The organism is Bacillus seohaeanensis (genome assembly GCF_042684945.1).
GTDB classification, from domain to species: Bacteria; Bacillota; Bacilli; order Bacillales; family Bacillaceae_B; genus Rossellomorea; species Rossellomorea seohaeanensis.
In genome coordinates, this window is sequence record NZ_JBHUMF010000009.1 from 47476 (window position 1) to 62140 (window position 14665).

The window sequence follows — 14665 nt, forward strand, 5'->3', positions numbered from 1 at the left end:
ATTTTGCTTAACTGGAACATGTAAGTGTAGTGTGTTCGGAGGGAGGGAAAGAGAGATGTCAAAAACAGTTGTTCGTAAAAACGAATCGCTTGAAGATGCTCTTCGTCGCTTCAAACGCTCAGTTTCTAAAACAGGAACTTTACAAGAGTATAGAAAGCGCGAATTTTATGAAAAGCCAAGCGTAAAACGCAAGAAAAAGTCTGAAGCAGCAAGAAAACGTAAGTTCTAAGAGAGGGTGTAATTCATGAGTCTTCTCAATCGTTTAAATGATGATATGAAACAAGCGATGAAAAGTAAGGAAAAAGACAAACTAACTGTTATCCGTATGCTTAAAGCTGCTCTTCAGAATGAAGCAATTAAGCTTGGTAAGCAGGAGTTGTCTGAAGACATAGAGTTGACAGTCCTTTCTCGTGAAGTAAAGCAACGTAAAGACTCCCTCCAAGAGTTTGAGAATGCGGGTCGTGAGGATCTCGTTAAAAAAATTCAAACTGAACTGACTTACGTCGAAATATATATGCCTAAGCAACTTTCAGAAGATGAACTATCTGAAATTGTTCAAGAAACGATTTCAGAAGTTGGAGCAACTTCTAAAGCTGACATGGGTAAAGTGATGGGGGCTATCATGCCTAAAGTAAAAGGGAAAGCGGATGGGGCTCTCGTCAACAAACTTGTTCATCAGCATCTATCATAAGGTTAGGAAAAAGCCGAGAAATTAATTTCTCGGCTTTTTCCCGTTTTATAGTGGTTGATGTATGTCTTGCTCCAGAAACTACCTGTGGTTGAGGCTGAATGAGTCGCGCCCACTTTTTGCTAACTCTAGTTTAGGTATCTTGATTCACTAAGGCATCTTCCGTTTCTCTGCATTTAACTTTAATAAATTAATGTAATAAGTTGAAACTATTTAGTGTAGTAATACGTACATAAAGGTAGGTATCCCGTGTTTGATTGATTTGTGGTAAAGCGAAACGTTCTTTATCTAAACGGGGGTTATATAGGAAGAACAACATCATTGAAATGAGGGGGTATAATTGAAAAGAATACTGCTTTCACTCGTTCTTACTTTTATTGGTTTAAGCTGTTTTTCCCCTTTTGAAAGCAGTGCGGAAAGCGGCAGCAAAAATGTTTATGTTATTCCTATTCAAAAAGAAGTAGAAAAAGGAATGCATGCATTTTTGGAACGTGGGATAGAAGAGGCGCGTGAAAATAATGCAGATGTCATTGTGTTTGATATAAACACGCCCGGTGGCTTAGTGGATGCTGCAGGGGATATTGGGCAGCTGCTTGATGGGGTTGAAACAAAGACAGTGGCTTTTATTAATAATAAAGCCCTTTCTGCTGGAGCTTTTATTGCACTGCATGCAGAAGAAATTTATATGGTGCCTAATGGTCAAATTGGATCGGCAGCAGTTATTGACCAAGCTGGTAATGCTGCTGATAAAAAAGCTCAAAGTTATTGGCTTTCAGCAATGAAGAGTGCTGCTGAATCCCAAAATCGAGATCCTGATTATGCGTTAGCAATGGCAGATGAAACGATGAAAATTCCTGAATTAGGTATTGAAAAAGGTGAACTATTAACATTAGGTTCAAGTACAGCTGAAAAAGTGGGTTATTCGGAAGGGACAGTGGATTCTTTACAAGAACTTCTGAACAAACTGAATCTCGAAAATGCAACTATTCATCAAGTGGAAGAAACATTTGCTGAAAAGCTCGCTCGTTTTATTACCAATCCTATTGTAGTACCTATTCTTTTATCCTTGGCTAGTCTAGGGTTAGTTGTAGAGCTTTATTCTCCAGGATTTGGTGTTGCGGGGTCCATTGGTCTTGCATCTCTTTTGTTATTCTTTTATGGTCACTTAGTAGCAGGCTTGGCGGGATATGAAACATTAATTCTATTTCTTATTGGTGTCGCTTTAATTATAGCTGAATTATTCTTGCCTGGTGGTATAGCTGGGATTCTGGGAATCGTTGCGGTTATAGGCAGTATTATTTTGGCAGGGGGAAATGTTATGCAAATGAGTATTTCCATTTTGATTGCTCTGTGTGTAGCAATTATTGCCATGATCTTATTTGTAAAGGTGTTTGGGAAAAAAATGAAACTATTTAATAAGATAATTTTAAAAGATTCCACCAGTACGGAAAGTGGTTATGTGTCAAACGCAAACCGAGTTGAATTGATAGGAAGGGTCGGAACTACTAAAACTCCGTTAAGACCATCAGGAACTGTGATTGTAGAGGATGAGCGCATTGATGCTGTTTCGGAAGGTGGGTATATCAAACAAGATGTACAAGTAAAAATTATAAAGGTAGAAGGATCACGAATTGTTGTTAGGGAACACAAATAGTCATTAGGAGGCAGGGTTATGGTATTAGATGCAAGTACAATATTAATGCTGGTAGCAGTAGTAGTAGGAATTATTTTTCTCGCCGTTTTATTTACTTTTGTACCAGTAATGCTATGGATTTCCGCATTAGCTGCAGGAGTTAAAATAAGTATTTTTACTTTAGTTGGTATGAGGTTAAGACGTGTTATTCCAAGTCGAGTTATTAATCCTCTTATTAAAGCACATAAAGCAGGATTAGGAGTTACCACAAATCAGCTTGAGAGTCATTACTTAGCTGGAGGTAATGTTGACAGAGTTGTTAATGCATTAATCGCTGCTCATCGTGCAAATATCGAATTAACATTTGAACGTGGGGCTGCTATTGATCTTGCGGGAAGAGATGTACTAGAAGCTGTTCAAATGAGTGTTAATCCAAAGGTAATAGAGACACCGTTTATTGCTGGTGTGGCAATGGATGGAATTGAAGTGAAGGCAAAAGCACGTATTACAGTAAGGGCAAATATTGATCGACTTGTCGGTGGTGCAGGCGAAGATACGATTGTTGCACGTGTTGGGGAAGGAATTGTCTCTACAATTGGTTCCTCTGACAACCATAAAAAAGTGTTAGAAAACCCAGATTTAATTTCTCAAACTGTTTTAACAAAAGGATTGGATGCTGGTACAGCTTTCGAAATTTTATCTATTGATATCGCGGATGTTGATATCGGTAAAAATATTGGTGCAGAACTACAAACCGAACAAGCAGAGGCGGATAAGAATATTGCACAAGCAAAAGCAGAGGAAAGAAGAGCGATGGCTGTAGCTAATGAGCAGGAAATGAGAGCTCGTGTAGAAGAAATGAGAGCGAAAGTAGTGGAAGCAGAAGCAGAAGTCCCACTTGCGATGGCAGAAGCACTGCGTTCTGGAAATATCGGTGTCATGGATTATATGAACTTAAAAAATATTGATGCTGATACTGATATGAGGGATTCCATTGGGAAATTGACAGGGAATAACGAAAATAATGACCAAACGGATGAATAAGAATCCTTGCCTTAGAAAGGAGAATTATTCGTGGAGAGCTTAATATTTATGATTATCGCAGGGATCATCAGTATGATTTTTAATCGTACTAAAAAAGGTGACTCTGAAAAAGAACGGAAAGTGATACCAACAGAAAAAGCACCAAATCCTATACAGAGGGAAAAGCCTCCAGTTAAAGTAGAGACTGAGCCAAGAAGAGCACAAAAAATAAACAAAGAAAAGGCTCCTGAGAGTGCATCCAATAGGTTTATTGAAAAAAGAATGGAAGTAGAAAGGCAGATAGCGGAACAGAAGGTGCAGAAAACTTCCAATCGAAATAAACTTAATCCCCCTATCTCAAGAGGCAACCAGTATCAAAAGAAGAAGTATAGTGCCGTTTCTTTTGATAACTTAACACAAGATGACCTTGTTAAAGGCATAGTAATGTCAGAAATATTAGGGCCACCTAGAGCAAAAAAACAGCATCACCGAAAATAACAGTGATGAAACCCCCTTCCATTTCATAAATATGAGATGAAAGGGGGTTCTTTTTTATGGCGAAAAATTGGGTTCAACAAGTTCGGCAATGGATGACCCAGAAAATGGACCTACCGGAAGATGTCATGATGGACCTTCCAAGAATTACGATGATCGGACAAATTCATATTTATATAGAAAACCATCGCGGATTACTGACTTTCACAGATAAAGAAGTGAGGCTGCTCTTAAAACAAGGTCAGTTAATGATTAGAGGGAAGTCTTTTGTTATTAAAATGATTTTGCCGGAAGAGATTCTACTGGAAGGAAAAATTGATGAGGTAACGTATTTAGACTAGTAATTCGAGTAGGAGGGACATAATTTGAAGAACCAGTGGATCCGATTTTTTACTGGGGAAGTATTTGTAAAGCTAGAAGGAAAAGGTGTTGAGAGGGTTCTAAATCAGTTAATACGTTCGAATATTTATATTTGGAATGTGAAACGAGCAGGAACGGAAACTGTAACATTTTATTTGTCATTGCATGATGTACATAACTTCAGAAGGGCAATCCGTTCTTTTAATTGTAAAGTGACATTTTTAAGGGGTCAGGGGTCCCCTTTCCTTGTAAAAAGGTCCATTAAAAATGCAGGATTTGTACTAGGTGCGCTGATGTTTCTTTTTATCATTATCCTGTTATCTAATATGGTTTGGGGGATAAATATTAAAGGAGCAAGTCCGCAAGTGGAACATGGAATTCGAAAGGAATTAGAAGATATTGGGGTAGCCAAAGGGAAATTGCAATTTTTCATTCCGGATGTTGAAACAATCCAACAAGAATTATCTTACCGAATGAACAATATAACATGGGTAGGTGTTGAGTTAAAAGGGACAACCTTTCACTTTCAAGTAGTGGAAAAAAATGAGCCTGAAGAGTTGAAAAAAACGGGTCCGCAAAACATCGTAGCAAAAAAGAAAGCGATTATAACTAAAATGTTTGTTGAAGAAGGTCAGCCTCAAGTCGAGGTAAATGATTACGTCAAAGAAGGACAACTTTTAGTTTCTGGGGTCATTGGCAATGAAGACGAAACAAAAGATGTCCCCGCAAAAGCAAAAATAATAGGAGAAACGTGGTATAAGACATCGGTTGAACTCCCACTTGATTCCAAATTTGAAGTGTTTTCAGGAAATGAAAAAAGGAAGCATTATTTAGCAGTAGGTTCATGGAAAATTCCTATTTGGGGGTTTGGCAAACATGAATATAAACAATATGTGAAAGAAACAGAAGAGAAAAATATAAAATTTTTAAAATGGGAACTTCCAGTTCATTATATAGAAAAAACGATTAAGGAGAAAGAGGAGGTAAATCGTAAGTATTCGAGGAAAGAAGCTATTAAGGTGGCAAAAAAACTAGCCCAAAATAATTTGGACTCGACCCTTCCGGAGGATGCTGAAATCATTAGCCAAAAAGTTTTGCATGAAAAGGTTGAGAATGGTAAAGTTAAGTTAAACATACACTATAAAGTAATAGAAGACATTGCAAAAGGACAACCAATTATCCAAGGAGACTGAGGAATGTCAGATATAATTTTAATGAAATTACCACTTGAAAATCCAAATGAGGCCGTTGCATTATTTGGTGTTTCTGATTCACATCTTAAATTAATTGAAAATGATTTGCAGGTTTCTATTGTTACTAGAGGCGAAGAATTACTCGTCTCAGGTGAAAAGGAAAAATCAGAACTTGCCCTCGGTGTATTAGAAAGCCTTGTGAATGTTATAAGAAAAGGTATTAACATTAGTGGGCGTGATGTATTATATGCACTTCAAATGGCAAAACAAGGTACTTTAGAATACTTTCTTGACCTTTATAACGAAGAAATAACGCGCAATGCCAAAGGAAAGTCGATTAGAGTAAAAACGTTAGGACAAAGACAGTATATACAAGCAATCAGAAGTAATGATCTTGTATTTGGCATTGGTCCAGCCGGAACGGGGAAAACGTATTTGGCAGTTGTGATGGCTGTACATGCGTTGAAAAATGGTAACGTAAAAAAAATTATTTTAACAAGACCAGCAGTGGAAGCTGGGGAAAGTCTTGGTTTTTTACCAGGGGATTTAAAAGAAAAAGTTGATCCATATTTACGACCATTATACGATGCTCTTCACGATGTTTTAGGGGCAGAACATACTGCTCGCTTAATTGAGAGAGGGACAATAGAAATAGCACCCCTTGCCTATATGAGGGGAAGAACATTGGATGATGCTTTCGTTATTTTAGATGAGGCACAAAATACGACACAAGCACAAATGAAAATGTTTTTAACTCGATTGGGATTTGATTCGAAGATGATTATAACCGGAGATCGTTCGCAGGTAGATCTTCCAAAAGGTGTGGAGTCCGGATTGATTTCATCAGAACGAATTCTTAAAAATGTAAAAGGGTTGTCGTTCGTATATCTAGAGCAGGCAGATGTTGTTCGTCACCCATTAGTTGCAAAAATAATTAACGCTTTTGAACAAAAATCATAATATGTTAATAATAAAAAGGGGCTGGTCCAATAGGTTATAAATACCTTAGGCACAGTCTCTTATTTATGTTCTTATATAGGAAAGCAAATAGATTGAAGTAGTTTTTAAGTTGATCTCAACACGAATACGGCACAATAGTCGAGATTTTATTACTTTAGGCTGTTTTTGTAAAATTTGTTGTCTTAAAAAACTACACATTAAGTTTAACCAACTGAGTTGCTTAGAACGAAAGGTGCTTGACTCCTGAAGGAAGAGAGGGGAGTGAGAGCCTCCGCAGGCGAAGCGGAGGGTCTAGCTCGCTGTGAAAAAGATGATTACCCTCTAAAGGCAAAAAGCGCCTTTTTAAGAGTAATCCCTATTTTCTTCAAGGGTTGACCAAGCTGCTTCCACTTTTCTAAGAGGCTTTCATTCCTCCCCGCGGAAAGCAACGGGTAGAATTTATAAGTAGAAACAACAATCTAGGAGAAAAGGGCCTTACTTTATGAAATGTAAACAGGATTTAAATAGATAATTGTGACAAAAACTGTTATCATTTTACATAATTATTAATTTCATCTCACATTAACGGGCAGTAATACCTTTACTCTCTGCAAACTAGTAGGAGGTTACCATGCAAACTCATCCTCTTTTAAAAAAAATAAGATTGTTTTTAAGCTATAGATTATTTACTAATTTAATATTTGTATTATTAGCCATCATCGTATTTGGTGTTTTATTTAGTAATGTTAAACCTAAAAGTTACAATGTAGATATATATGAGGTACCAGAGAACACAATACGGGCACCTAAAACAATAACAGATGATCAAAAAACACAAGAAAAACGGGAAAAGGCAATTCAAGAAGTTGAGAAGGTATATATACATAAAGAAGAAGCAATTAATAACTCCCTTACCTTAATAGATTCACTTGTAGAAAGTGTTGCAGAAATAAAACGGGAAAATGCACCTTCTGAGGATGAGGGAAATTCCCAAAATGAATCAAGGCAATCAAGTCTACTTGATAAGCAACTGACACAATTAAAGGAACGTTTAACATCTAATGTGAAAAAGAATGTGACAGATGCGCTTAATGATAAAGTGCTTACGACTCTTTTATCTGCTACAGATGAAGAATTGCAAAGGGTTAATACAGTTGTCACTACTCAAGTGAAATACATCATGAATAACAAGGTTTACGATGATCAACTTGACGAAGCTAAATTATCATTAGAACAAAGGATATCCACCTTTAATTTTACCGGTGATCTATTGACGGCTGCTGTAAGGTTAGGAAATTTAGCTATTGAACCTACAGAAATATATGATAATCAAAAAACGGAGGAGTTGAAAAAAGAGGCAGAAGCAAATGTACAACCGGTAAAAATAATTGAAGGAGAAGTTATTGTAAAGTCCGATCAAATAATAACTCCAGATATTTATCGTCAATTGGAATTATTGGGGATTATCTCCAATGATATTTCATTGAAACCATTAATTGGCTTGGGGATTTTTATTATTGTATTAATGAGTTCCCTTTACTACTTTTTTTATAGCTGGGATATTTCGGAGGAAAAAAAGCAAAATTATTTAATATTGACAAGTATTGTATTTGTTGTCACGCTTCTCTTAATGAAAATTGTAGGTCTTATGGAAAAACTTGAAATAAATGATATCGGATTTTTGTTTCCAGCTGCATTTGCTGGAATGATCATCAGAATTTTATTAAATGAAAGAATAGCCATGATTATGGTGTTTATCCTTTCAGCGTGTGCAAGCCTCGTATTTCATAATCAGCTAACAGGGGCTATTGACATTGAGGTGGCCATGTATACGTTGTTTAGCGGTATTTCTGGGGTATTGTTTTTATCTAATCGCGACCAAAGAGCAAATATTTTACGGGCAGGTTTTTATGTAGTAATTGTGAATATTTTAATCATATCATTCTTAATCTTGTTAAGAGATGCTCAATTCACAAGCATGGAGTATGTGTACTATGCAATTTTTGCATTGGTATCCGGTATCGGGTCTGCTATACTGACCATCGGGTTTCTCCCATTTTTTGAAGCGGGATTTGGTATTTTATCAGCAATGAGATTAGTTGAACTTTCAAATCCCAATCATCCATTACTAAAAAAATTATTAACGGAAGCTCCTGGTACATACCATCATAGTGTGATGGTTGCTAATTTAGCGGAAGCAGCTTGTGAATCGATAGGAGCAAATGGTTTGTTAGCAAGGGTTGGTTGTTATTACCATGATGTTGGCAAAACGAAAAGGCCGCATTTTTTCATTGAAAATCAAATGAATATGGAAAATCCTCATAACCATGTTTCTCCAGAAACAAGTAAAAATATTATCATTAGTCACGCGACAGATGGTGCAGAAATGTTGAGGAAACATAAACTTCCAAAAGAAATAGTGGATATTGCTGAACAACATCATGGGACTACATTGCTAAAATTCTTTTATCATAAGACGTTAGAACAAGGGAATGATGTGCAAGAAGAAGCATTCCGATATCCTGGACCAAAACCTCAATCCCGTGAAGCAGCTGTCATTAACATTGCTGATAGTGTAGAAGCGGCTGTAAGATCAATGAGTTCACCGACTCCAGAGGAAATAAAAAAACTAGTAAATAACATAATTAACGACCGTCTTCAAGATGGGCAATTTGATGAATGTGATTTAACATTGAAACAAATTCAAAAAGTTAAACATACATTGTGTGAAACATTAAATGGTATTTTTCATTCCAGAATTGAGTACCCAGAATTAAAGACTAAAGGAGAAGACAAATGACATTAATAATTGATTTTACTGATGAAACAGATACTTTGGAAAATGGTTCTAAAAAATTGGTGCAAAATATTTTAAACTTTGCAGCCGAAAAAGAAAATGTGGAAGAGAATAGTGAAGTTTCTGTTACTATTGTGACGGATAAGAGAATTCAAGAAATTAATCGTGAATACCGTGATAAAGACATGCCAACAGATGTTATTTCTTTTGCATTGGAAGAGCTGGGAGAAGAAGAGATTGAAATTGTTGGTGGAGATATGCCGAGAGTATTAGGGGATATTATTATTTCTGTTGATCGGACGAAGCAACAGGCAGAAGAATATGGTCATTCTTTTTCAAGAGAATTAGGCTTCCTTGCATTACATGGGTTTCTTCATCTACTCGGATACGACCACATGGAAGCGGAAGAAGAAAAGAAAATGTTCGGGCGTCAAAAGGACATATTAGATGAGTATGGACTTAAAAGAAACTAAAAGTAGGTGGAAGCGTTTCATTTATTCCTTTAAATATGCTTTTGGTGGGATATGGACTGTTTGGAAAGGGGAACAAAATTTCAAAGTTCATCTCTTTGCAGCAGTACTAGTTTGTGTTATAGGATTTGTCTTGTCTATTTCTCCAGTTGAATGGTCAATTCTTTTGCTTCTTATTTTTGGGATATTAGCATTAGAAACAATGAATACAGCAATTGAAAAGACAGTAGATTTGATAACATCTGACTATCAGCCCTTAGCAAAGGTTGCTAAAGATCTTGCAGCAGGTTCTGTGCTGATTTTTTCAATAGCAGCCATTATCATTGGGGCCATCATTTTTGTTCCAAAGCTTATAGAGATTATAATTGGATGAGTAATAAAAAGTATAGATAAATAGTTGCCTAGCCCCACCCATTTAACAGTAGGTAGTACTTTCTATTGTGAGGGAGGTGCTAGGCAATTTGTTTAGGATACTAACTGCTGTTAAATTTGAAAACGCTTCGTTAGTCCGATAAAATAAGGGAACAATCATTAAATTGGGGCTCAATTGTTAGAATTATCTAACTATTTTGTAACAAAATGATAACAGCCCATTTTTTTTTGTGTAAAGTGTAGTAAAATAAATATGTAAGGATATAAAGGAGAGTTTAGGCTAAATGAATGTTGAACAATTAATTCAAGAAGCAAGGGTAGCAAGAGATAGAGCATATGTACCTTATTCAAAATTTCCAGTTGGAGCAGCCCTTTTAACGGTAGATGGAAAGGTCTATCATGGATGTAATATTGAAAACGCTGGTTACAGCATGACAAATTGTGCAGAAAGAACCGCTTTATTTAAAGCTATATCAGAAGGTGATAAGCAGTTTAAGATGTTAGCAGTAGTCGCTGATACAAGTCGGCCTGTGTCTCCTTGTGGTGCTTGCCGCCAAGTAATCTCAGAGCTATGTGATCAAGATATGAAAGTGGTTTTAACCAATCTTAATGGGGATATACAAGAATTAACAGTAAATGAACTGCTACCTGGAGCATTTTCACCGGAGGATTTAAATGAATAATATTAATACAAATCAAGAATATAAATCAGGTTTTATCTCTATTATTGGACGTCCCAATGTAGGTAAATCAACTTTTCTAAACCGTGTCATTGGACAAAAAATTGCGATAATGAGCGATAAGCCACAAACGACTCGTAATAAAATTCAAGGAGTGTATACCCAAAACGATTCTCAAATGATTTTTATTGATACACCTGGAATCCATAAACCAAAACATCAGCTTGGTAATTTTATGATGAAGATCGCCCAAAATACTTTAAAGGAAGTAGATCTAATTCTTTTCATGGTTAATGTGGAAGAGGGAATTGGGAAAGGTGATCAATTTATCATTGAAAAGTTAAAAAACATTAAAACTCCTGTATTTTTAATTCTTAATAAAATTGATCAAGTTCAACCAGATGAGTTATTACCGATTATCGAAGAATATAACTCTTTATGTGACTTCGATGCTACTGTTCCTATTTCAGCTCTTGAAGGAAACAATGTGGAAAACCTACTTGATTTAATAAAAGATAAGCTTCCTGAAGGTCCGCAGTTCTACCCGGCAGACCAAGTAACAGATCATCCAGAACGTTTTATCGTTACAGAGTTAATACGGGAAAAAGTTCTTCATTTAACAAGAGAAGAGATACCTCATTCCATTGCAGTTGTGATGGAAAAAATGGAACGTAAATCAGACAAAGAGTTAATTGATGTTATGGCAACTATTATTGTTGAGCGGACTTCACAAAAAGGCATTATCATCGGTAAACAAGGAAAAATGTTAAAGGAAATAGGACAGAGAGCAAGACAGGATATTGAGAATTTACTTGGTTCAAAGGTTTACCTGGAGTTATGGGTGAAAGTACAGAAAGATTGGCGTAATAAGCTCTCAAATTTGCGTGATTTCGGTTTTAGAGAAGATGAATATTAAGTTAATCAAAAAATTTCTTTGATTAACAAATTTTATATCACATGTTTTTTTATAAGAAGGTCAATCTAATCTTAAGAAAGCTTTTAAGTTTTGGTAGTTAAATTCCAGAAAGGTGGGGTTTCTAATGTTAGACTTAACCTGGAAAGTGTTTTCTCAAACTGGATGTATTGACACATACCTGCTATTTAAAGAGCTTGAACAGGATAATAAACAAGACGATTCCTTTCTTTATGAAGAAGAAGTGAATGAATTAGATTTTCCTATTACGTAATGAATTCTGTCATCATCCGTAGTTTTAGTTGATACGGGAGGTGGCTCTATGCTGCAAAAGTGTGAAGGAATAGTTATCAGAACAAATGACTATGGTGAATCAAATAAAATAATAACGGTATTTACTCGAGAATTCGGTAAGATAGGATTGATGGCTAGAGGGGCTAAAAAACCCAATAGCCGTCTTTCTTCTATTTCACAGTTATTTACATATGGTCATTTTCTTTTTATTAAAGGTAATGGGCTTGGGACGTTGCAGCAAGGTGAAATAGTGCAATCTTTAAGGCATATACGGGAAGACTTATTTCAAACAGCCTATGCAGCGTATATTGTTGATCTCTTAGATAAAGGTACAGAGGAACGTAAGTCAAACCCTTTTCTTTTTGAACTTCTCTATAAATCTTTAGAGTATCTTAATGAGGGGTATGACTCCGATATCATTATGCACATATTTGAAATGAAAATGCTTCCGGTGTTAGGGCTACATCCGATATTAAATAATTGTGCTGTTTGTGGTGAGACTGATGGGCGGTTTGCTTTTTCGTTCCGTGAAAATGGACTTATCTGCCATAGATGTATTGATAAAGACCCTCATCATTTCCCTGCCTCACAAAGTACCATAAAGTTATTAAGGTTGTTTTACTACTTTGATATTAATCGACTTGGAAACATTTCCGTTAAGGAAGAAACGAAAAATCAGTTAAAACAAGTCATCCGTATATACTATGATGAAAATTCCGGACTAATATTGAAATCTAGAAGGTTTTTAGATCAAATGGAGAATATGAAGGATCTTTTTTAATGAAGTAGTAAAGGACCGAGCATTAATGCTCGGTCCTTTATATTATTTATTAGAAACTGATTTTTTCAGCAAGGAAATCTTTTACCTTATCAATAGGCATGCGAACTTGATCCATTGTGTCTCGGTCGCGAACTGTTACTTGTCCGTCTTCGGTTGAGTCAAAATCAAAAGTGATACAAAACGGCGTACCAATTTCATCTTGACGGCGGTAACGTTTTCCGATGGAAGCTGTTTCGTCAAAATCAATCATAAAATCATTTGACAGTTCTTCGTAGACTTTAAAAGCTTCATCTGATAATTTTTTAGATAGTGGCAATACTGCTGCTTTAAAAGGTGCTAGAGCAGGGTGAAAGCGTAAAACTGTACGAGAATCATTTTCTAGCTCTTCTTCTTCATACGCGTCACAAAGGAATGCAAGTGTTACGCGATCTGCACCTAGTGATGGCTCGATGCAGTAAGGAACATATTTTTCATTCGTTTGAGGATCCATGTAATGGAAATCTTCTTTAGAATGTTCCATATGGCGTTTTAAGTCAAAGTCTGTACGATCAGCGATTCCCCAAAGTTCTCCCCAACCAAATGGAAATTTATATTCAATATCTGTAGTTGCATTACTATAATGAGAAAGTTCTTCATCATCATGGTCGCGTAAACGCATATTGTCTTCTCCCATGCCAAGGGATAGAAGCCAATTTTTACAGAATTCTCTCCAATAAGAAAACCATTCAAGGTCTTCACCTGGTTTGCAGAAAAATTCTACTTCCATTTGTTCAAATTCTCTCGTACGGAAAGTAAAGTTTCCAGGTGTAATTTCGTTACGGAAGCTTTTACCGATTTGTCCAATTCCAAATGGCATTTTCTTTCTCATAGAACGTTGAACATTTTTGAAATTAACAAATATACCTTGAGCTGTTTCAGGTCGCAAAAAGATTTCGTTAGTAGAGGATTCCGTTACACCTTGATGTGTTTTAAACATTAGGTTGAACTGGCGAATTTCTGTAAAATCTGTACTTCCGCAATCAGGACAAGCGATTTCATGTTCTTTCATAATTTCTTCCATTTTTTCAAACGGAAGTCCATCTACAATGATTTCCATACCTTTTTTACCTAGTGCTTCTTCAATTAATTTATCTGCACGATGACGTGTCTTACACTTTTTGCAATCAATCATAGGATCATTAAAGTTTCCGACATGACCAGATGCTACCCATGTTTGTGGATTCATTAGAATACTAGCATCTAACCCAACATTATAAGGGGACTCTTGAATAAACTTTTTCCACCAAGCTTTTTTAATATTATTTTTTAGTTCTACTCCTAGAGGACCATAGTCCCAAGTGTTTGCTAAACCACCGTAAATCTCAGATCCAGGAAAAACAAATCCACGATGTTTTGCAAGGTTAACAATTTGCTCCATTGACATAATAAACACTCCTCTTCATTTTTAGCGATTAATAGAACAAAAAAAGCTCGTCCCTAGGCGACATGCCTAGGGACGAGCTTTACTCGCGGTTCCACCCTAGTTGATATACGAATTTGTATATCCACTTTCATACAAAAAAGCTCCAGATCGCCTTTTCCTTGTCTCCAGGCTTTCACCATCCCTGGTCGCTTTGTCTACAAGTACTTATTTATCCTTCATAGCTATAAAATATGTAATTAGTTACAATGATGAAAATAATTTTATCATGCAATAATAAAAATAACAACTACGTTTCTATAACATGCGTATTAATTGATGTTTTATGTAAAAAGGGATAATCTATTCTAATGGAAATAATGTTTTTCGTTGTTTAAGAAGTTATAAAAAATTCGTATTTAGATAACGACATTATTGGATTATCTTTGTCTAGCTCCAATGCCTAGCCCTTTAGGGTCATAGGTTAAGTATTCCCAAAAGAGAAAAAAGCTTTTCTAGTACGCTCGTCTTATACTTGTCAAGGCTGACCGAGGATTTCCACTTTTGTTATTGAAGAAGGAAATGGAATACAACCTTTTCATTTTTGGTAATTAGTATATAATATTTA

16 protein-coding genes are annotated in these 14665 nt (G+C 36.0%); 15 read left to right on the forward strand and 1 reads right to left on the reverse strand.

Features of this window, described 5'->3' with window-relative positions:
• The first annotated feature begins 55 nt into the window (after positions 1-55).
• From rpsU to recO, 15 genes are all read left to right on the forward strand, one after another.
• Positions 56-229 (forward strand): 30S ribosomal protein S21, encoded by a 174-nt coding sequence (gene rpsU / locus ACFSUL_RS04150; RefSeq protein ID WP_006838418.1) that lies wholly within the window; start codon positions 56-58, stop codon positions 227-229.
• Positions 230-244: 15 nt separating this feature from the next.
• The gene (locus tag ACFSUL_RS04155) at positions 245-691 is read left to right on the forward strand and encodes a GatB/YqeY domain-containing protein (protein ID WP_071411272.1); all 447 of its coding nucleotides are present in this window, start codon (positions 245-247) and stop codon (positions 689-691) included.
• A 337-nt stretch (positions 692-1028) separates the two neighbouring features.
• Positions 1029-2342 carry an NfeD family protein gene (locus ACFSUL_RS04160; RefSeq protein WP_377932980.1) on the forward strand — a complete coding sequence of 438 codons (1314 nt, stop codon included), beginning with the start codon at positions 1029-1031 and terminating at the stop codon, positions 2340-2342.
• Positions 2343-2360: 18 nt separating this feature from the next.
• Positions 2361-3365, forward strand: a complete 1005-nt coding sequence (gene floA, locus ACFSUL_RS04165; RefSeq protein ID WP_071411273.1) for a flotillin-like protein FloA — start codon at positions 2361-2363, stop codon at positions 3363-3365.
• A gap of 30 nt (positions 3366-3395) precedes the next feature.
• Positions 3396-3842: a hypothetical protein gene (locus ACFSUL_RS04170; protein WP_377932982.1), complete on the forward strand. Its 447-nt coding sequence runs from the start codon at positions 3396-3398 to the stop codon at positions 3840-3842.
• A 56-nt stretch (positions 3843-3898) separates the two neighbouring features.
• Complete coding sequence (yqfC, locus tag ACFSUL_RS04175; RefSeq protein ID WP_377932984.1) at positions 3899-4180, forward strand: sporulation protein YqfC; 282 nt, start codon at positions 3899-3901, stop codon at positions 4178-4180.
• Between the two features lie 24 nt (positions 4181-4204).
• On the forward strand, positions 4205-5392 hold the full coding sequence (gene yqfD / locus ACFSUL_RS04180) for a sporulation protein YqfD (protein ID WP_377932986.1): 1188 nt from the start codon (positions 4205-4207) through the stop codon (positions 5390-5392).
• 3 nt (positions 5393-5395) lie between these two features.
• Entirely contained in the window at positions 5396-6352 is a 957-nt protein-coding gene (locus tag ACFSUL_RS04185) for a PhoH family protein (RefSeq protein ID WP_377932988.1), read from the forward strand.
• A gap of 610 nt (positions 6353-6962) precedes the next feature.
• On the forward strand, positions 6963-9131 hold the full coding sequence (locus tag ACFSUL_RS04190; protein WP_377932990.1) for an HD family phosphohydrolase: 2169 nt from the start codon (positions 6963-6965) through the stop codon (positions 9129-9131).
• A complete protein-coding gene (ybeY, locus tag ACFSUL_RS04195) occupies positions 9128-9601 on the forward strand; it encodes an rRNA maturation RNase YbeY (protein WP_377932992.1) in 474 nt (157 codons plus the stop codon). The genes ACFSUL_RS04190 and ybeY overlap by 4 nt, the downstream gene beginning before the upstream one ends.
• Entirely contained in the window at positions 9576-9971 is a 396-nt protein-coding gene (locus tag ACFSUL_RS04200; protein ID WP_377932994.1) for a diacylglycerol kinase family protein, read from the forward strand. The genes ybeY and ACFSUL_RS04200 overlap by 26 nt, the downstream gene beginning before the upstream one ends.
• 283 nt (positions 9972-10254) lie before the next feature.
• A complete protein-coding gene (locus tag ACFSUL_RS04205; protein WP_377932996.1) occupies positions 10255-10653 on the forward strand; it encodes a cytidine deaminase in 399 nt (132 codons plus the stop codon).
• The gene (gene era / locus ACFSUL_RS04210; protein WP_377932998.1) at positions 10646-11566 is read left to right on the forward strand and encodes a GTPase Era; all 921 of its coding nucleotides are present in this window, start codon (positions 10646-10648) and stop codon (positions 11564-11566) included. Before ACFSUL_RS04205 ends, era begins: the two co-directional genes overlap by 8 nt.
• A gap of 124 nt (positions 11567-11690) precedes the next feature.
• Positions 11691-11837 carry a YqzL family protein gene (locus tag ACFSUL_RS04215; RefSeq protein ID WP_071411282.1) on the forward strand — a complete coding sequence of 49 codons (147 nt, stop codon included), beginning with the start codon at positions 11691-11693 and terminating at the stop codon, positions 11835-11837.
• Positions 11838-11885: 48 nt separating this feature from the next.
• A complete protein-coding gene (recO, locus tag ACFSUL_RS04220) occupies positions 11886-12638 on the forward strand; it encodes a DNA repair protein RecO (protein WP_377933000.1) in 753 nt (250 codons plus the stop codon).
• A 49-nt stretch (positions 12639-12687) separates the two neighbouring features.
• Here recO and ACFSUL_RS04225 read toward each other — a convergent pair whose 3' ends face one another.
• A complete protein-coding gene (locus ACFSUL_RS04225; RefSeq protein WP_377933090.1) occupies positions 12688-14064 on the reverse strand; it encodes a glycine--tRNA ligase in 1377 nt (458 codons plus the stop codon).
• Positions 14065-14665 lie beyond the last annotated feature (601 nt).